Genomic DNA, 17,237 nt, shown 5'->3' with positions numbered 1-17,237 from the left:
GGGAGTAATGGCGACCCAGTCCTCGCCGCCGGAGTTGCCGGACCCGGAAACGCTCGCAGACACCTTCCACGTCTACGAGGTCGACAGGACCGCAGAGGACGGTGTCCGGTACTACGGCGAGCCGATGACCGAGTCAGAGCAGGTCATCCACCGCATCGCGCCGGCGTTCCGCCAGCGCGGGTATCGCGTCGCACTCAAGCGAGAGATGGGCGAGTGGGTATTGATCGCACAGGAGCGGTCGCTCGGCGTCGACGGTATCCCGTGGTTGAACGTCGGACTCGCCGTCCTGACGCTGCTATCGACGCTGTACGCCGGGACTCGCTGGTACGGGCTGTCAGTTCTTGAAGACCCGACAGCGATGCTCGCGGCGTGGCCCTTCGCCGCGGCAGCGCTCGGTATCCTCGCGGTCCACGAGTTCGGGCACTACGTCATGAGCCGCTACCACGAGGTGGAGGCGAGCCTGCCGTACTTCCTGCCGTTCCCGAACGTCCTCGGGACGCTGGGGGCGGTCATCAGCATGAACGACCACATCCCCGACCGCAAGGCGCTGTTCGACATCGGCGTCGCCGGTCCGCTGGCGGGCTTGGCCGCCACAGTCGTCGTGACTGCTATCGGCGTGACACTCCCGCCGGTGGAGGTGACACGCGGCATCGTCACGAACATCGAACTCGGCTACCCGCTCTTACTCCAGGGCATCGCCGCGGCGATGGGCGAGCCGCTGGAGTACGCGAACCCGCAGCTCCTCCCGAACCCGGTCGTCATCGGCGGCTGGGTCGGCGCGTTCGTGACCTTCCTGAACCTCCTGCCGGTCGGACAGCTCGACGGCGCACACGTCGCCCGGTCGCTGTTCGGCGACCGCCTGTCGCTGGTCCAGCTGGCCGTCCCCGCCGCCCTGTTCGGGCTCGCGGCATACCTCGTCGTCTTCGAAGGAGGGCGGGCGGCCGGGCTGTGGGCGTTCTGGGGAATTCTGGCGCTGGTGTTCGGGCGGCTGGGCTCCGCGACGCCGCTGGACGAGACGCCGCTGGGACTGGGCCGCTGGGCTGTGGGCCTGCTTACGTTCGTCCTGGGGATGCTCTGCTTCGTCCCGGTGCCGCTCGTCATCACGATGTAGCGCCCGACCGGGACTCACAGCCCGTACGGGTCGTACTCGGGCCTGTTGTCGGCGTCGGCGGGAAGGTCGTACCGCTCCCGGAACTCGGCGAGTAGCTCGTCGGCCTCGGCGGTGAACAGCACGGCGACGCCGTAGGGGCGGGAGTACGAGTCGGCATCGGGCGGGTCGGGGTCAATGAAGATAGCGTCTGTCGGCGGCTCGCCGATACCGGGGAGTTCGGTCAGCAGCGACTCCATCGGAACAAGACCGGTGAGCACACTCGGGACGAACGCGCCGCCGGGCAGCGGCGCGCGCGGCTGGACGAAACACTCCGCGACCTGCTCGCCGTTCTCTTCGAGCACGGTGCTCGCCGGGCGTTCGAGCCCGGGTTCCCAGAGCGCAGCCGCCACTGCCGGGATTTCGGCGTCGACGGCGAAATCCATCGCAACGCGGTCAAGCCGCTCGAACGAAAGCAGCGACCAGGCCTCATCCGAATCATCGGGGTCGCCGCCCAGTGTCGCCTCGACGAGATCGCCCGTCCGGAGGTCGTCGACCGCCGGTTGTCGCTCGCCGTAGCCGGACTGGTACACGGTGTAGAGTCGCGTTGCATCAGTGTCGAACAGATTGATATGTGGGACCGCGTTGACGACCCGGTAGACCCTGAACACGCCCGTGCGCTCGTCCATATTCCCCCGACGCGCTCCACCGTCAAGACTCCGCGGACTCGCCGCCGGTCAGTCGGTCGCCATCAGCCGGAGCCACTCGGTCAGGCAGTCGTCGCTACAGTGGTGGTGGCGCTGTCGGCCGCCGGTCGTGTCCACCACGCCAGTGACGAGGTGCCAGTCGTCGGCGTACACGTGGCCGCCACAGACCACGCAATCGCGCACTGTCTCGTCGTCCGTCTCTTTCCCGGCTGACACCGTCTCGACGTAGTAGGTCCCGCCGAGAGCGTAAGGCGTTGGCAACTTCATCGATGCAGTCTGGGGACCACACCCCCCTAAATGACGGGGCAAAACCGTCCGGTCCGTCACAACACGGAGGTAGCTTCGGCTCTAAGCGACAGACATGAGTCACTCCACAGATCTTCCAGATCCGGACCCAGAACAGCTCCGCCTGGCCATCGAGCGGCTGCTCGACGAGACGGTTGACCGCAACGAGCCACTTCACCTCTCGGCCGACGAGCTGTCTGTCTCTATTCCGATGCAGTTCGGCTCGGATGCCCCGCAGGCGACGTGGCGGTTCGACGGCGACGTGACAGTCTCAGTCGATGGTGTTCGGGGGCCGCTGAGAGAATGGGTCGATCTCGTCGACAGTCGGTCCGCGGACACAAAGTGAGAGCCAGCACAACGCGAAGAGCGCCCCCCAGAACATTGCATGCGGTGTGGGAGTGTCGCCTGTTCTTGTGAAATAGGCCACAGTTCTTACGGTCCCATCTCATTTCGGTGTAGTCCAATCGCCGAGTGGACACGGCGGGACGCCACCAACTGTGTCTGTCAACGGAATCTCCTGGTCCTTGCCGCCGTGTCCGCCCGCCCATCCCATCGTCTACCTGCTGTTGACCGTCCGCACCCCGTAGGTCGCTAGACACGCCACAAACGCGATGGTGCCGAGTTTCCCGCCGAACCCTGCGAGGTACGGCATCGTTCCGACGTAGAGGCCGCCGGCGAGCAGTCCGGCTCCGAAGGTTGCTCGCTCGCTCGGCAGCCGGTTGGGGCTCACCATCCCGACGAACGAGGCACAGAACGCTACAGCGGCGACTTGGCCGCCGACCGGTAACAGCGTCGGCGCGAGCAGACCGACGACCAACCCGACGACCGCCGATCCGACGACGGGGCCATGGTCGAGGCGGACGCTCACGACGAAGGTCAAGGCTGCGGCGACGCCAGCTACCGCGACGAGTGCGACCGCCGTCACCGGGTCCGGGAGCGCTGCTGGCTCGGCCGGGTTCGTGCCCGTCGTCAACGCGACCGTCCCGCATCCGACGAACGCCGTCGTGCCGAGTTTGCCGCCGAACCCGTCGAAGACGCGTTTGGCCGCGACGAAGGTGACGCCGGCCATGAGACCTGCGGCCGCGACCGCCAGGCGGCCCACAAAGACGCTGGGGGCGACCATCCCGACGAACGACCCGCAGTACACCGGAGCGCCGTACGTCGGCACGAACAGCCCGGCTAGCAACCCGACCAGCGCCGAGGCGACGACCGGCCCCAGGCCGGCCTCGACCGCGAGCCAGCGCGTGACCGGCGCGGCGACCGCGACGGCGTGTAGATTCACGATATCGGTCTCTGTCACGACGAAGCCGCCGTCAGTCACGACACGTCTGGCCTCCCCGGCCGTCACGTAGCCGATACAGACCGCTGGCAGACAGGCGAGTGTGATGACCCAGGGCAGAGAGTGCGCGTGAACCAACTCTGCGACACCGCTCGCGGCCGCAACCGTAACCGTCGACGCCGCTACCGCGAGAGTACTCGCTCCGAAAAGATGCGCCGTCCGACGCATGCAACGAGGGTAAGGAATAGTGACGGAACCACACCGTCCCTGCATATACGGGCTGTACTCCGACCCCACACCTCGCTGGTGAGTATCCAGGGCATACTTGCAGAATATACCTACAGAGTGCCGAGAAGCTACATCGACGGACTATGAACGGGTTGGGGCCTCGCTTGGCTGTGAATATCAACGAATCGCCGAGACAGCGACCTCAGACGGGGCCCAACGACTCACCGAGGCTGCTCAGTCGCTCCCGCCGTGCGAGTGGCCGACGAGCAGCGAAACTGCGTTACAGACGACGAGTGCGACGAACGCTGTCCGCGTTGCTCCGGAGTGCAGTCCGGTGACCAGTAGCGGGAGATAGAGAAACGGGAGTGCGATCGCTGTCCAGAATGCGATACCTCGAACGGCGGAGACGAACGGCTCGTCGAACTCCGGAATGGACTCATCAAACTGGGCGAGTAACTCGTATGCGGACGAACTTGACATGTGGGAGGGACCTGTCCACGACTTCCACTGGAGATAGCTTATAACCTCTAGAGGTTTCCGCCCGTTTCGCTTCGTTTCACACACAGCGACACCCCAGCAGCTCATTTTACTACAGTCTGAGCGGTGCTTAGACGTTTTATCCGCGTTGCAGATGCTGTGTGATACGCAGTGGCACTTCCGCTTTCGGTGACAGCTCTGGATGGCGTATTCGACCGATTACGGTCCGAGTAGTGACACGGTTACGTCGTGGTCCGTATCCACTAGTGTCGTGCTATCGACGACGTGATCAGGCAGGGACTCACGCCACTCGGCGAGCCGTTGTTCGTGGTAGGTCCGATGGCGTTCCACCGAGTACGTCTCGTCGTCCGCGTCTCGAAGTTCGTCGGCGGTGTCGTCGGGCGTCGGATACGACGGTGCGTCCGTCGCCAGTAGTGAGTCGGGCTGGATGTGTATCGGCTCATCGTCGTCGCCGGGCTGGACGACGTGGAGACGCGCTCGCATCCGACCGCTGAACGGCGGTGTGACGCGCAACACGGTCTCTGATCCGTCCGCAGTCGCTTCAATGGCTGCGACGAGGTCAGTTGCGTTTATCGCAATTGATTTGATGTCTGTCGGATCTGTGTCCATGGCTGAGTCTGTGGGTTCCATTGGTTCAGGCTGTTACATTCGGTTGCTGTAGTCCCAGGTGTGGAGGCGGTCGGGCGTGATAGTGATCTGTATCTCGCGGCGGTCAGGTGCAAGCAGTCGTTCGGCCAGCGGCGAGTCAGTGCCGCCGAGATACCGGTGTAACAAGTCAGTGAGAACGGTTTTATCATCGTCCGCTGTCATCGTCGCTGTCCCGTTACCCCTGACACCGCAGTACGGCGGCTCGTTCGTCGAAACCTCGAACGAGACGTCGTCGTCGTAGTCGAGGTAGTCGACGACTGCCGCGTCCGCGCCAGTCGCACACTCGAAGGTCCCGTCGACGAACCGGTACCACAGCGAGAGCATCCAGGGCCTGCCTGCTGGAGTTCGACACCCGAGGCGGAGTGGCACAGTCTCGGCGCTGAGAAACTGTGACATTTCCTCGCTCGTCCACGGTCCGGAGACGGTCACCATACACACAGCGTACGGTCGCCGCTATGTTAACATCTCTGGCATGAGTCACTGCATTGTGACAGTACAGTCGCATAAAATGGCAATAGAACAACTGCTGCATTCTCAGAATTGATAATATACTGGATAGCTTTATCCTGTTGTTCAGGAAAGTCTCGGTGAGAGCAGTACGTGAGTCGACAGGAGGGATAACAAGTGCAAATGCGTGGTGAGACGGAGGAAGCAACGGTACTCGTGGTCGACGATGAACAAGACATCGCAGATCTGTATTCGACGTGGCTGCTGACTGCACACGACGTTCAGACCGCACACAGCGGTACGGAAGCGCTCGAGTTAGTGGACGCGTCGGTCGATGTCGTTTTTCTGGACCGGCAGATGCCCGACATGAGCGGTGACGAAGTGCTCGACGCTATCGCACAGCAGGGCATCGACCCGGCAGTGGTGATGGTGACAGCCGTCGACCCGGATTTCGACATCGTCGAGATGCCCTTCGACGAGTACCTGACCAAGCCGGTCGGTCGTGATGACCTCCTCGACACTGTCTCGGAGATGCTCGTCCGAACCACGTACGATGAGCAGGTCCAGGAGTACTTCGCCGTGGCTTCAAAGAAGGCAACGCTAGAAACGCAAAAGAACACGCCGCAACTCGAAGCGAGCGACGAATACCAGAGCGTCAACGAGCAGTTCCACGAACTCCGTGACAGAGTCGACGCCACGGCTGCAGAGATTGACGATTTCGAGTCTGTTTTCCAGCAGTTCCCCGGCAGCGGTCTCTCGTCTGGGTGACCGCTGCCGATTCTTGCTCAGTGAAATCGCTCCACCCTCCGGAACTGCCATGACGAACGTAACGGCGTTTGAGAGCCACTCACCGCTGCGGCGACCTGCTCGCTCGGAACACCATTCTTTCAACCGACACAACGCCATCTGTCCGGCTCCGTGACAGAGAGCTGGTCGCTATTGACCGATGTGATCTGGAAAATGCCCGGGGAGGGCTCCGAACCCTCGATCTCCGCATGGCCCAGGTCTGGGGCGTGACGAGCGCCCCGGGGTCATGACGGGTGTGTGCCGCATGAGTCGAGAGACCCTATGAGTGCGGCGCTATGTCCAGCTAAGCCACCCGGGCGCGGGTGCATTCAGCCGTTGGCCGTTAGCCGTCTTGAAGGTTCTCATCTCCACCGGGACTGTGGCACAGTCCCACGCTGCGTGGGCGCATCGTCGCTGATACTCGACCCGCGGATTTAAGCCATCACGCAGGTATGCAGCCAGTATGGAGATACCAGACCTCGTCCAGCAGGAACTCGGGGACGAGGAGATCCGGGGCGGTGTCAACCTCGGCGACGAAGACGCGGCCTGTTTCACACCGACCCGGACGCTCGTCTACCGCGGTGAGGGTCTTCTCAGCGACGAGAAGGTCGCCAGCTATCCACACGACTTCGAACGGCTCACGGTTTCGGCCGGTCGGCGAAAGACCAAGTTCTCGCTCATCTACACTGGTGAGAAGCTTGAGCTGTCCGTTCCCGGCAACCGCAGCGACGCCGTCCTCGAACGGCTACTCGAAGGCAAGCTCGCCGTCTCGGGCGGTATTGCCCCGGACGAGAGTCTCGCCGGCGTGTTCCGGTTCAGCGAACTCACGCTGGTGGTTACCGACCGCCAGTTGCTCAAGCACATCGGTAACGTCACCTGGGATGCCGACTACGAAGCGTTCTCCTTCGACGACGTGACCGGCCTTGAGTTCGAAGAGGGCAGCGTCGCTACGGCGGTCGTGCTCTCGTTTAACGAGCGACCGGAGCGCATCAAGGCTCCGTCCGAGCAAGCACCGATGGTCCGGAAAACGCTCGAAGAGGCCCTCTTCGCGTACCACGACGTCGACTCGCTTGCCGACCTCAACACCAAAGTCGGGGCCGACCCAGACGAGAGTGCAGACGAAGGTGGCAACGGGCTCGGCCTGGAATCCGGCATCGACCCCCTTGTGAGCAATGACGAGGAGGGCAGTGATGAGTCCGAGACTGCATCTGCGAGCACCAGCACGCAGGCCGCGACCCAATCGACCAGTGAGCAGGGAACTACCGCCGAAGCCACGACCGAGACACGATCCACTGGCACAGCAGGCATAGACACCGACTCGGTCGAGCCGGACACCGCTGCAGACCCCGATATCGCTGAACTCGAAGCACAGGTCGCCGAACTGACCGCTGCTGTCGAGGCCCAGAACGAACAGCTCCAAAAGCAAGAGCGAACAATCAAACAGCTCATCAAGGAACTCCGGCAAGGCCGCTGAGTCGTCTGTTTTGACTGGGGCTGTACTTCTGAGGCCGCTTGGCTAATGAAGTCGTGGGTGCAGCCCCGACCTCGCTACCTGCAGGCCGTACCGTCCCAGTCACAGAATCAGGACCGTCCCCTAAGATTGCGATGCTCACGGCTCCTTGCGTCGCTGTTCGCATCAACGAGGGTCGCTCCCTGCGGTCGCTCCTTTGCTCGCGGGTCGTTCCTCCCCGCTCGCCTGACCGACGCCGTGGCCTCTGTCGCGGCCACCGCTCCGCTACTCCCGCCCTAACACTTTCCGAATACACGTCGACCCGAACGGGCCCAGTTCGCCACCGTCGAACTGGACGAAGTGACCCGTGTTGATAGCTGCACCACAGCGCTGACACGAGAACTCTCCTTCCCGGACGACCACGTCACTGTCGAAGTTCACGTACGACCCCTGTGACCGTGGGCGGACGACACCGTTCTCGCGTTCGATGAGGCCCCGCATCACGGCGGTATCGAGTATCTCGCGCTGGACCTGTGGGTTGGTCGTCACCGTCTCGATACGGTCGAGGGCGTCAGCGACGGACAGCTCACCGTGTTCCAGATGGGCGAGCAGTTCGACGCCGAGTTCGACCGGGTCTCGCGTCTCGGACACAACCACCGATTCAACCCCGAACAACGTAAAAGATACCACAAAGCGTTTGTCGATTGCTGCCGCTCAATTGGGTAGATGGACCGCCTCGCGAAGCGACAGCTGGTCGGGACTGCTGGGCTGGTGGGAGTCGTCGCCATTGCGACGACGCTGCTCACGCCCGAGCGGGTGGTAGCTCAGATGCTGCACCTGGCCGACCACCCTGTCTACCTCGCGGGCGTCATCGTCGGCCTGTATCTCATCCGCCCGTTCTTTGCGTGGCCCACGATGCCGCTGTCCGCGTTCGTCGGGTTCGTCCTCGGCGTCAAGTACGGCTTCCCGGTCGCGCTGATGGGGGCACTCGTCACGTGCCTCATTCCCTACCGGTTCGCGCTCCGGGCTGGTGAACAGGGCGGGATGTTCGGCTGGCTGGGCGACTCCGGCCGCCGGATCATCGAGGTAACCGGCGAGATGCGGGGCGTCCTCGCAGCGCGGCTCTCACCGGTTCCCGCGGACCCCGTGTCCTATGGGGCCGGGTTCGCCCGCGTCTCGCCGCGTTCGTTCGCTGTCGGGACCTTTCTCGGAGAGATTCCGTGGGTTGCCGTCGAGGTCACTGCGGGCGCGTCGCTGCGGTCGTTGACGCTCACCGGCCTCACTATCGACGCGCTCCCGCACGTCCTGCTGTTTTCGGCGGCGCTGGCCGTGTTGGTGCTTGCGGGACCGGCCTATCGCCACGTCAACGCTCCGAACTCGTCGTGAACTCGAACCGCGCGCCACCGCTTTCGCTCTCTGTCACCGACACCGACCAGCCGTGAGCCTGCGCAACTTCGGTGACGATTGCCAGCCCGAAGCCGGTCCCCGTGTCGCTCGTGGTGTAGCCGCGGCCGAACACGTCCTGTCGCTCCTCCGGCGGGATTCCGGCTCCGTCGTCGGCGACGTAGAAACCGTTGTCTGTCGTCCCGACGGAGACCGTTATCGGTGCGGCATCATCCGTCGAGGCCCCGTGTTCCACGCCGCCGTCGGTCCCTGACCGACTGCTCGTGGACCCATGTTCCACACTGTTTCGGAACAGATTCTCGAACACCGTCCGGAGCCGTGCCGCGTCGGCCTCAACCGTCGCCGTTCCGTGCTCTTCCAGCTTGGCTTCGCCTGTTTCGACATCGGCCCAGGCCTGCCCAGCGAGAGCGGTGAGATCCACCATCGCCGTCTCACCGACCGTCTCGCCCTGTCTGGCGAGGGTCAGCAGGTCGTTGATGAGGTCGTCCATCCGGTCGGCCGCGGACTCCGCCGCTTCGAGGTGCGATACGTCGCCCGACGTCCGAGCGGCCGATATCCGCCCTTTGACCACGTTCAGCGGGTTCCGGAGGTCGTGGCTCACGACGGAGGCGAACTCCGCGAGCTGTCGCTCTCTCTCTTTCCGGTCGCTGATGTCGCGGATGACGCCCGCCGTGCCGTTGAACTCTCCATCGGCTGCCGGAAGTAACGCGATGTGAATCTCGATAGGGGTGTGCTCCCCGTCCTGGTCGACGATATCGGTTTCGAAGGTCACGTTCTGCCGGGTCGGCTCGGATAGCATGGTCCGGATGAGGTCGCTACCGCGGTCGATGTCATCACCAGCCATAATCGTGGAGATGTGTTCACCGATGAGGGTATCCGGCTCGAAGCCCGTCAGTCGCTCTATCGCCTCGTTCGCGTAGGTGAACACGCCCTCGTCGTCGAGGGTGTACACCGGGTCGCCGACGGCCTCGATAATCGTCTCGTAGCGTTCGAGTTCCCGCTTGCGCTGCTTTCGATCCGTTATTTCACGCATCACACCGACCGAGCCGTCGAAGGTTCCATCCTCGTCGAACAGTGGGGCGATCCTGTCTTCGTTGATCCGAACCGTCCCGTCAGCCGATATCGTCCGCATCTCGTAGGACGCCCACGTTCGCTCGTCGTCGAGCAGGTCACGAATGAGGTCTGCCGCTTCCTCGACGTCCGCGTCGGGCATGAACCGGGCCGGATTCGAGCCGATGATTTCCGAGCGGTCGTACCCCAGATGGACGGCCATCGCCTCGTTCACCATCTCTATGGTCCCGTCCCTATCGAGGACGTACATCGGGTCTCCGACGTTTTCAACTAGCGTGCGATACTCTCTGAGTGCCCGCTCTCGACGCTTCCGCTCGGTGATATCCCGGCCGATTCCAGCAATCCCGAACGGGTCACCGCGCTCGTCCTCGATGAGCGAGCCCTTGAACTCATATTGGAGTTGCTCGCCGTCAGCCGTCTCAACACCTGCCTCGATGGTTCCGTACCCGGTCTCCAGCGTCTCCTCGAATATCCGCCACAGTTTGTCGTGGTCAGAGTCCACAATGAGCTCGTCAATTCCTATCGACGCTAATTTCTCGTTGGTGTACCCGGTCACCGACGGGACGGTGTCGTTCCATCGGACCAGGCTCCCGTCGGTAGCGACCACGTAGAACATATCGTCGATAGAGTCGATGAGCTTCTCGGTAAATGCCCGCTGATCCGCGAGTTCCCGTTCGCGCTCCTCGCGTGCGGTCACGTCGGTGATGAATCCTTCGAGGATTTCGACGCCGTCGTCGTCAGTGTCGACGACACGCCCGCGTTCCCACATCCAGCGAGTCTCACCGTCGGCCGTCTCAATCTGGTAGGAGACTTCGAACGGTTCGTCGGCGGCGATACAGGTCTGGACTGTCTCCCAGAGACGCTCTGTCTCGGAATCCTCTATGAGCGTGCCCCAAGAAACGTCGCCACTCTCGAGCGCCGCCGAACTGTAGCCGACGAGTTCCGCTGCACCGTCGCTGACGAACTCCATTGGCCAATCGGGTTCGTTCCGCGCGCGATACACCATTCCCGGAAGGTTCGAGATGAGCGTCGACAGCATCCGCTCAGACTCTTCGAGCGCGGTCTTGGCCCGTCGTTCCCCCACAGCCCGCTCGATACGGTTCGCGAGCACGGCGTACTGGTCCGTTCCGACTCCCTTCTGCAGGTATTCGGTGACGCCGGCAGAGATCGCGTCACTCGCGATTTCCTCGCTTCCCTTGCCAGTAAAGAGGATAAACGGGAGTTCCTCGTACTCCTCGCGAACGACTCTCAGAAACTCGAGTCCGTCCATGCCCGGCATGTCGTGGTCGCTGACGACACAGTCGAACGCGTGTTCAGACAGTCGCGCTAACCCGTCGGCCGCACTTCGTTCGGTACAGACAGAGATGTCGCCGTGCGTTTGCTCCAGATGGACCGCAACGAGGTCACCGAGGTCGGGGTCGTCGTCGACGTGCAGCACCGAAATCTCCTCCCCGTGACCACTCATACCACTCTTTTCATTGTTCCAAGCTAATAAACCCGTGAGCGTCTCGTCAGTAGAACGTGTCGGCGCAGTCGTACACGACCCCGTGTTCCGGACAGACGTACTTGCAGTGTCGGTGGTACATCGCCCGTTCACAGAGCGGGCAGGGCCGACCGCCGGGCTGCTCGTCCATGATTCCGTAGACCAACCCCGCTCGCTTGTGTCTTCCGGAGTTTCGGAACGGAATCTGGGTGAAATTGGAACAATCTCTTTTGCCGGGTAGACCGTCAGTGCAGCCATGACTGACGACCTTCTCGACTCGCCCGGCGGGCGGCTGCTGGTCAGTGTCGTTGCAGCCGTCGCGGGCCTGGCCGGCTCCTACGCGGTCACTGGCTACGCACCTGCGTTCATCGCCTCGCCTATCGAACGGACGCTCGCACGGTCGATGCCCGGCATCATCGTCTCGACCGCCATCTCGTCGCTTGGCAGTCTCGGCCAACAGTTGAATCTCCTGTTCGCCATCGCGCTCGCTGGGCTGTTCATCGCACTGGCGGCCAGGGCAGCCATCCTCATCGGGCAACTGGCGAATAACCGCGCCCTCCCTGTTGTCGGAACGGCTGTCGTCACCTGGGTTGTCAGCGTCGTTCTCACCGGCGAAGTCGTCCTTGCCGCTGGCCCGGCGGTCCCCGCCGCCGCCGTCGTCGGCCTTGCGCAGCTCCTTGACGGACTCAGTGGCTCGGTGTCGCCGATATCCTCGAAACGACGGCGGGCGCTCTCGACGGTCGGTGCGGCTGTCGCCGCGGCAACGGTCGGCTACACGGCTGGTAACCGGCGTTCGGTCGCCGCGACGGGTGACGACGCGCCCGTACTGAATGCGCCGGGGGCAGACCTCGACGATGTCGACGAGAAGCTCGCCGTCGCCGCGGAGTCCTCGCTTGGCTTTGGCGACATAGACCCGCTGGTCAGCGAGAACTTCTACGAGGTCGATATCAACTCCATCGACCCGCAGATCTCGGCCGCGGACTGGTCGCTCTCTATCACTGGTGCCGTCGAAGAGGAGATCACGCTCGACTACGGGGACATCCTGGAGATGGACGCCGAAAACCGGTTCATCACGCTCCGCTGTGTCGGCGAGAGTCTGAACGGCTACAAGATAGACAACGCGCTATGGACCGGCGTTCCCGTCGACAGCCTGCTCGAAGAAGCCGGCGTCCAGAGCGGCTGTGAGTGTGTGATGCTCCGGGCCGAAGACGACTACTACGAGGAGTTCCCCATCGACGCGCTCCGGGGCGGGATGCTCGCCTACGGAATGAACGGGAAGATACTCCCGCGCGGCCACGGCTACCCCGTCCGGGCGCTGGTCCCCGGCCACTGGGGCGAGGTCAACGTCAAGTGGCTCTCGGAGATCGAAATTCTCGACGAGGAGGCCGACGGCTACTGGGAGAAACGCGGCTGGCAGGGGACCGGGCCGGTGAATCCGGTCGCCAAACTCCACCACGAATCGATGCTTTCCGACGGCCGGCGGCGGATCGGCGGCCCCGCCTACGCCGGCCTGCGCGGCGTCCAGCGCGTCGAGGTCTCCACCGACGGCGGCGAGACGTGGGCGGACGCAACGCTCTCGGACCAACTGCCGGCCGCCAGCGGCGACGGCCCCGCCGAGGACGCATGGCGACAGTGGGAACATACCTATGACCCGCCGTCCGGCGGCCACACCGTCGTCGTCCGGATGGTCGACCAACGCGGCGAGGTACAGCCCGAGGAGGAGACTGACTCCTATCCCAGCGGTGCCTCGGGCTGGGTGTCGAAGCAGTACTCGTAATGCAAAGCGAGCGGCACATACCGCTGTAGTCGCTATCGTGTGTATGGACGAGACGATTGCCGGCGAGGTCATTCACGTCGTCCCGCCGGCCGATCACGAGGACTACGACTTCGAACCTGAGATGGCGTCGCTCGCCGAATCGCGCTACGTTATCGTCTGCCGGAAGGGTGGGACGCCGTCGTGGCTCGAACGGATTGCAGCCTTTCTTCGCCGCCAGCCCATCGAACCAGTCACGCTCGTCGCAGATTCGGCGGCTGAGGAAGGGACAGAAATCACCGCAGCCGTCGAGGAAACGACGATTACCGGCGTGTACGACGTGACCGAGTTCCGGTAGCCGGTCCTCGGCGAGTCAGCGAACGTGAAAAGAACGGGCTTCAAGCGCGGCGAATGACAGAGCCGCCTCTCAGGCTGAGACGGTCAGCACTCGGACCAGCCACAGGACTCGCAGGTCTTGCAACCCTCTGAGTAGTACAGCGACAGCGAGCCACAGTCAGGACATTCCGGGCTCTCGCCGGCGTCGATGATGTCCTGCTGGTCGCCGCTCGTGTCGGCTGCGGCGGCCGCACCGCCGTCGGTCTGGGTCTGTGTGGCGGGTTCGGTCTCGCCTTCGGCCTTCTCGGCCGTCTCCTCCAGCGTGGTCTGGTCGGGATAGGCCTTGTCGACGTCGCCGTCGAGGTAGCGACGCAGGGCGGTGCCGATGGCGTCCGGGATAGACTGTATCTGCTCGCCCTTGTCCCAGGCGACCTTCGGCGACCGGATGCCCTGCAGTTCGTCGGCGATTTCCTCGGGGTCGACGCCCGAGCGTAGCGCCGTCGAAATGGTCTTTGCCAGCGCCTCGGTGAAGGAGGCGGTGAAGCCGCCGGAGTTGCCGATGTTGGCGAACAGCTCGAACGGCCGGTCGGCCTCGGGGTCCTCGTTGATGTTGACGTAGAGCTTTCCGTAGCCGGTGTCGATGCGCTGGGTGACGCCATGGAGCACGTCCGGCCGGGTCTGCTTCTTGGCGAACTCGGCGTCGGTGTCGCCGTCGGCGACACTCAGGATTTCCTCAACGGAGTCGTCGAGGGCGGCCTGAACAGCCTCGTCTTCGAGGAAGCCCTCGATGCCGCCGAAGACCTCCTCTATCTGGGCAACGACCTCCTCGGCGTCCATGTCCGAGAACTCCGTGTTCTGGGCGCGCGTTGTCAGCACCTGCTTGCTGCGGGTGCCGTCGCGGTAGTAGGTGACGCCCTTGCCGCCGTGGTCGTAGATGTACTCGAACACTTCGGCTGCGTCCTCGGTCGTGGAGTCGTTCGGGGCGTTGACCGTCTTCGAGATGGCGGAGTCGACGCCCTCCTGACAGGCCACCTGGATACCCGCGTGCTGCTTCGCCGAGAGGTCGCCAGTCGTGACGAACAGCTCGCCGATGGCGTCGGGCACAGTCGTCAGCCCGTCGACGCCGTCGAACTCGTTGTTGGCCATCTGCTCTTGGGCCTCCTGCTTGACGGCCTCGACGTCGATGTCGTTGTCCTCCAGTGCGCGGAGGAAGTAGTCGTCGAACTCCACGAGCATCTCGTCGCCCTGCACGTCGTCGGAGACGTTCTTGTAGTAGGCGACGTTGTAGATCGGCTCACAGCCACCGGTGGTGTTGCCGATCATCGAGGTCGTCCCGGTCGGGGCGATGGTCGTGGTGTTGTGGTTGCGGATCGGGTAGCCGTCCGCCCAATCCTCGGCGTCCTCGCCGGTCTGCTTCTCGAACCAGTCGGGGTAGTCCGTCGGGTTCGCGTACTTGGAGTTCTCCCACTCGGAGAAGACGCCGCGTTCCTCGGCGAGTTCGTGGCTCGTGGCCTTGGACCCGTGGTTGATGTGTCGCATCGTCTGGCGGGCGATCTCGTTTGCCTCCTCGGTCCCGTAGGCGACGCCGAGCTGGATGTACAGCTGTGCGAGGCCCATGATACCGAGGCCAATCTTGCGCATCTCCCGGACCTTCTGCTCGATCTTCTCGACCGGGAAGTCGGACATCGTAACGACGTTTTCGAGGAAGCGGGTGCCGAGTTCGATGCGTCGGTCGAACTCGTCCCAGTCGATCGCTTCCTCGAGGAACGCGTCGATAGCCGCTTCAATCGAGTCGTATTCGTCAGCGTGACGGTCCGACCAGACGCGCCAGTCCGGCGCGTCCGTGGCAGCCAGCGTCGAGAGGTTGATGTGCCCGAGGTTGCAGGCCTCGTACTCTTCGAGGGGCTGTTCGCCACACGGGTTCGTGGCGAGAATCTCGTGGTCGGGGTGTTCCTCGACGTCGAAGGAGTGTTGCTTGTTCACCCGTTCGAGATAGATGACACCGGGCTCGCCGTTCTCGTGAGCGCCCTCGACGATGTCGTCCCAGAGCTCCTCGGCCGGAATCGAGAGCTCCTCGCCGACCTCGACGTGCTCGCCGAGGCCGAACATGTCGTACAGTTCTTTCGTCTCTTCGGTGACGATGTGGGCGTCGCCCGTTCGTGGATTGGTGAAGGTGAATTCTTCGCCGGCTTTCAGCGCCTCCATGAAGTCGTCAGTGACCCCGACGGAGATGTTGAAGTTCGAGAGGTGGCCCTCGACGGCGTTGCGGAGGTGCTTTGGCACCTTTCCGTCGTCGTCAATGAGTTCCCGTGCTTCTTCCAGGGCCTCGGCAAAGGAGTTGTGCGTGAAGTCGTCCGGGTCGTTCAGGCGGAGTGTCTCGGCCAGCGAGACGTCCTTGTTCTTGGCGTGGATGAACTGGATGACATCCGGGTGGGAGACGCGCATGACGCCCATCTGTGCGCCGCGGCGAGCCCCGCCCTGCGCGATGGTCTCGCACATCTGGTCGTAGGTCCGCATGAACGTGATGGGGCCGGACGCGATGCCGCCGGTGGAGCCGACGGGGTCGCCGTACGGGCGGAGCTTCCAGAACGCATAGCCCATGCCACCGCCGGACTGGAAGACCTGTGCGGCCTCCTTGGCGGTCTGGTGGATGTCGTCGATGTCGTCAGCCGGTGAGTCGACGAAACAGGCCGAGAGCTGCTGGAGTTCGTCGCCGGCGTTCATCAGCGTCGGCGAGTTCGGCATAAAGGAAAGCTGTTCCATCTGCTCCTGGAAGGCGTCGGCGGTTGCTTTGACATGCTCGCGGACGCCCTCGGGCAGTTCCGGCACAATCGTCTCGTAAGCGAACTTGTTGACGTTGTAAACAGAGAGTTCGGTCTCGACATCGTCGTCGACCGACGTGCCCTTGCCGAACACCTCGTCGGCGAGCTCGTCGCGGCGCGGGTGGTCGGGCTTCAACTGGTCCGGCGAGACGTATACGTCGATGTCTTGCTTGTTGGCCTCGAACACTGCTTCGGCGAGCGCGATGTTCTTGGCGACGCGGTCGAAGAGGTCTTCGGGTTCCTCGATGAGGTCACCGTTGGCATCCTTCCGGAGGTAGCGAGCCGGGAGAATGTTGTGGTAGGCGTTGCCTGTGAGTCGCTCTTCGATCGTGTCACCGTCGGTACGTTTGATCGGGAGCGTGATCTCGTCGGCGGAAAGGTCGCTGTTACTCATCGCCCGCTCCTCCTCCCGACAGCGGCCGTCTGTCGGTCGATACCCCTCGTCGTAGCTACCCGTGATCCTGTCATTTCTGGCGGCGAATACGTATTCATCGATAGCGTTTAATCCTTCTTGTCTGCGATTCGGTGGCGGCCGTAGCAAGCTCCGGAGTCGCGGCTACGGTGCTCGACGAACTGTGCTGGTGACGCGTGAAACGATAGCCGCGTACAACGGAATAGATGCCGTCGATTCTTCTTAATACTGTCTAGACCGAGGTGAAAGTGAAAACCCGTCCTCGTGAACCACCAGACGTGACCGAGATATCCAGTAGAAACAGGCGGGGGTTTGCGCGTTGTGACAGCCGCTCACTAACGGTACGTGGGGAGGTTATAAGACTGTGTTAGGCCCTCCGCCCTAGTGCGGTTTTGCCAAATCAGTCCTGTCAGTCCGTGCGGTTGTCGATATCGCGTGCATGTTCGCTGTTTTGCTCTTGGTTCTTCTGGAACGTGTCCGCTATAGAGTCCGAGAGCGAACTGATTGACAGGCGAGAGGCGGGACGCTTACAGGTCTGTGG

17 protein-coding genes and 1 tRNA gene are annotated in these 17,237 nt (G+C 63.2%); 7 read left to right on the top strand and 11 right to left on the bottom strand.

Annotated features, from left to right (window positions below; genetic code table 11):
* The first annotated feature begins 7 nt into the window (after positions 1 to 7).
* On the top strand, positions 8 to 1,111 hold the full coding sequence (locus DVK00_RS01475) for a site-2 protease family protein (protein ID WP_121577125.1): 1,104 nt from the start codon (positions 8 to 10) through the stop codon (positions 1,109 to 1,111).
* A gap of 14 nt (positions 1,112 to 1,125) precedes the next feature.
* Here the strand turns inward: DVK00_RS01475 and DVK00_RS01470 are convergent, their stop codons facing one another.
* Complete coding sequence (locus tag DVK00_RS01470) at positions 1,126 to 1,776, bottom strand: hypothetical protein (RefSeq protein ID WP_121535187.1); 651 nt, start codon at positions 1,774 to 1,776, stop codon at positions 1,126 to 1,128.
* Positions 1,777 to 1,824: 48 nt separating this feature from the next.
* Positions 1,825 to 2,061, bottom strand: a complete 237-nt coding sequence (locus DVK00_RS01465) for a hypothetical protein (RefSeq protein WP_101350609.1) — start codon at positions 2,059 to 2,061, stop codon at positions 1,825 to 1,827.
* Between the two features lie 94 nt (positions 2,062 to 2,155).
* On the opposite strand from DVK00_RS01465, the gene DVK00_RS01460 reads away from it, so the two are divergent.
* Positions 2,156 to 2,425, top strand: a complete 270-nt coding sequence (locus DVK00_RS01460; RefSeq protein ID WP_101350608.1) for a hypothetical protein — start codon at positions 2,156 to 2,158, stop codon at positions 2,423 to 2,425.
* A 210-nt stretch (positions 2,426 to 2,635) separates the two neighbouring features.
* On the opposite strand, the gene DVK00_RS01455 is transcribed toward DVK00_RS01460, so the two are convergent.
* The 4 genes from DVK00_RS01455 to DVK00_RS01440 all read right to left on the bottom strand — a co-directional run bounded on the left by DVK00_RS01455 (position 2,636) and on the right by DVK00_RS01440 (position 5,164).
* The gene (locus DVK00_RS01455) at positions 2,636 to 3,586 is read right to left on the bottom strand and encodes a hypothetical protein (RefSeq protein ID WP_121535185.1); all 951 of its coding nucleotides are present in this window, start codon (positions 3,584 to 3,586) and stop codon (positions 2,636 to 2,638) included.
* Between the two features lie 234 nt (positions 3,587 to 3,820).
* Positions 3,821 to 4,066: a hypothetical protein gene (locus DVK00_RS01450; protein WP_053967630.1), complete on the bottom strand. Its 246-nt coding sequence runs from the start codon at positions 4,064 to 4,066 to the stop codon at positions 3,821 to 3,823.
* Positions 4,067 to 4,282: 216 nt separating this feature from the next.
* Positions 4,283 to 4,693, bottom strand: coding sequence for a hypothetical protein (locus tag DVK00_RS01445; RefSeq protein ID WP_101351460.1), 411 nt, complete (start codon positions 4,691 to 4,693; stop codon positions 4,283 to 4,285).
* Positions 4,694 to 4,726: 33 nt separating this feature from the next.
* The gene (locus DVK00_RS01440) at positions 4,727 to 5,164 is read right to left on the bottom strand and encodes a pyridoxamine 5'-phosphate oxidase (RefSeq protein ID WP_101350606.1); all 438 of its coding nucleotides are present in this window, start codon (positions 5,162 to 5,164) and stop codon (positions 4,727 to 4,729) included.
* 192 nt (positions 5,165 to 5,356) lie between these two features.
* Here DVK00_RS01440 and DVK00_RS01435 point away from each other — a divergent pair, with 192 nt between their 5' ends.
* Complete coding sequence (locus DVK00_RS01435; RefSeq protein ID WP_101350605.1) at positions 5,357 to 5,947, top strand: HalX domain-containing protein; 591 nt, start codon at positions 5,357 to 5,359, stop codon at positions 5,945 to 5,947.
* 193 nt (positions 5,948 to 6,140) lie between these two features.
* On the opposite strand, the gene DVK00_RS21285 is transcribed toward DVK00_RS01435, so the two are convergent.
* Positions 6,141 to 6,284: transfer RNA gene (locus tag DVK00_RS21285), tRNA-Met, on the bottom strand.
* A 144-nt stretch (positions 6,285 to 6,428) separates the two neighbouring features.
* On the opposite strand from DVK00_RS21285, the gene DVK00_RS01430 reads away from it, so the two are divergent.
* A complete protein-coding gene (locus tag DVK00_RS01430) occupies positions 6,429 to 7,439 on the top strand; it encodes a hypothetical protein (protein WP_101350604.1) in 1,011 nt (336 codons plus the stop codon).
* A gap of 261 nt (positions 7,440 to 7,700) precedes the next feature.
* Here the strand turns inward: DVK00_RS01430 and DVK00_RS01425 are convergent, their stop codons facing one another.
* Positions 7,701 to 8,090, bottom strand: coding sequence for a DUF5830 family protein (locus DVK00_RS01425; RefSeq protein WP_101350603.1), 390 nt, complete (start codon positions 8,088 to 8,090; stop codon positions 7,701 to 7,703).
* A gap of 51 nt (positions 8,091 to 8,141) precedes the next feature.
* Between DVK00_RS01425 and DVK00_RS01420 the strand changes: the two genes are divergently transcribed.
* A complete protein-coding gene (locus DVK00_RS01420) occupies positions 8,142 to 8,801 on the top strand; it encodes a TVP38/TMEM64 family protein (RefSeq protein WP_101350602.1) in 660 nt (219 codons plus the stop codon).
* Here the strand turns inward: DVK00_RS01420 and DVK00_RS01415 are convergent.
* Both DVK00_RS01415 and DVK00_RS22175 read right to left on the bottom strand, forming a co-directional pair.
* A complete protein-coding gene (locus DVK00_RS01415) occupies positions 8,779 to 11,355 on the bottom strand; it encodes a PAS domain S-box protein (protein WP_121577124.1) in 2,577 nt (858 codons plus the stop codon). The two genes, DVK00_RS01420 and DVK00_RS01415, sit on opposite strands and share 23 nt — an antisense overlap.
* A 46-nt stretch (positions 11,356 to 11,401) precedes the next feature.
* Entirely contained in the window at positions 11,402 to 11,524 is a 123-nt protein-coding gene (locus DVK00_RS22175; RefSeq protein ID WP_004591539.1) for an HVO_2523 family zinc finger protein, read from the bottom strand.
* 105 nt (positions 11,525 to 11,629) lie between these two features.
* On the opposite strand from DVK00_RS22175, the gene DVK00_RS01410 reads away from it, so the two are divergent.
* The gene (locus tag DVK00_RS01410; RefSeq protein WP_101350600.1) at positions 11,630 to 13,150 is read left to right on the top strand and encodes a sulfite oxidase; all 1,521 of its coding nucleotides are present in this window, start codon (positions 11,630 to 11,632) and stop codon (positions 13,148 to 13,150) included.
* Between the two features lie 43 nt (positions 13,151 to 13,193).
* A complete protein-coding gene (locus DVK00_RS01405; protein WP_101350599.1) occupies positions 13,194 to 13,484 on the top strand; it encodes a hypothetical protein in 291 nt (96 codons plus the stop codon).
* Positions 13,485 to 13,567: 83 nt separating this feature from the next.
* Here DVK00_RS01405 and DVK00_RS01400 read toward each other — a convergent pair whose 3' ends face one another.
* Positions 13,568 to 16,678, bottom strand: coding sequence for an adenosylcobalamin-dependent ribonucleoside-diphosphate reductase (locus tag DVK00_RS01400; protein ID WP_121577123.1), 3,111 nt, complete (start codon positions 16,676 to 16,678; stop codon positions 13,568 to 13,570).
* Positions 16,679 to 17,237 lie beyond the last annotated feature (559 nt).

This window comes from Haloarcula sp. Atlit-47R, assembly GCF_003665985.1.
GTDB classification, from domain to species: Archaea; Halobacteriota; Halobacteria; order Halobacteriales; family Haloarculaceae; genus Haloarcula; species Haloarcula taiwanensis.
This window is presented reverse-complemented; position numbering and strand designations above follow the sequence as displayed.

Excerpts from the sequence above, each read along its gene's own strand:
- DVK00_RS01475 (WP_121577125.1), top strand. The coding sequence starts at position 8 with ATGGCGACCCAGTCCTCGCCGCCGGAGTTGCCGGACCCGGAAACGCTC.
- DVK00_RS01470 (WP_121535187.1), bottom strand. The coding sequence starts at position 1,776 with ATGGACGAGCGCACGGGCGTGTTCAGGGTCTACCGGGTCGTCAACGCG.
- DVK00_RS01465 (WP_101350609.1), bottom strand. The coding sequence starts at position 2,061 with ATGAAGTTGCCAACGCCTTACGCTCTCGGCGGGACCTACTACGTCGAG.
- DVK00_RS01460 (WP_101350608.1), top strand. The coding sequence starts at position 2,156 with ATGAGTCACTCCACAGATCTTCCAGATCCGGACCCAGAACAGCTCCGC.
- DVK00_RS01455 (WP_121535185.1), bottom strand. The coding sequence starts at position 3,586 with ATGCGTCGGACGGCGCATCTTTTCGGAGCGAGTACTCTCGCGGTAGCG.
- DVK00_RS01450 (WP_053967630.1), bottom strand. The coding sequence starts at position 4,066 with ATGTCAAGTTCGTCCGCATACGAGTTACTCGCCCAGTTTGATGAGTCC.
- DVK00_RS01445 (WP_101351460.1), bottom strand. The coding sequence starts at position 4,693 with ATGGACACAGATCCGACAGACATCAAATCAATTGCGATAAACGCAACT.
- DVK00_RS01440 (WP_101350606.1), bottom strand. The coding sequence starts at position 5,164 with ATGGTGACCGTCTCCGGACCGTGGACGAGCGAGGAAATGTCACAGTTT.
- DVK00_RS01430 (WP_101350604.1), top strand. The coding sequence starts at position 6,429 with ATGGAGATACCAGACCTCGTCCAGCAGGAACTCGGGGACGAGGAGATC.
- DVK00_RS01420 (WP_101350602.1), top strand. The coding sequence starts at position 8,142 with ATGGACCGCCTCGCGAAGCGACAGCTGGTCGGGACTGCTGGGCTGGTG.
- DVK00_RS01415 (WP_121577124.1), bottom strand. The coding sequence starts at position 11,355 with ATGAGTGGTCACGGGGAGGAGATTTCGGTGCTGCACGTCGACGACGAC.
- DVK00_RS22175 (WP_004591539.1), bottom strand. The coding sequence starts at position 11,524 with ATGGACGAGCAGCCCGGCGGTCGGCCCTGCCCGCTCTGTGAACGGGCG.
- DVK00_RS01410 (WP_101350600.1), top strand. The coding sequence starts at position 11,630 with ATGACTGACGACCTTCTCGACTCGCCCGGCGGGCGGCTGCTGGTCAGT.
- DVK00_RS01405 (WP_101350599.1), top strand. The coding sequence starts at position 13,194 with ATGGACGAGACGATTGCCGGCGAGGTCATTCACGTCGTCCCGCCGGCC.
- DVK00_RS01400 (WP_121577123.1), bottom strand. The coding sequence starts at position 16,678 with ATGAGTAACAGCGACCTTTCCGCCGACGAGATCACGCTCCCGATCAAA.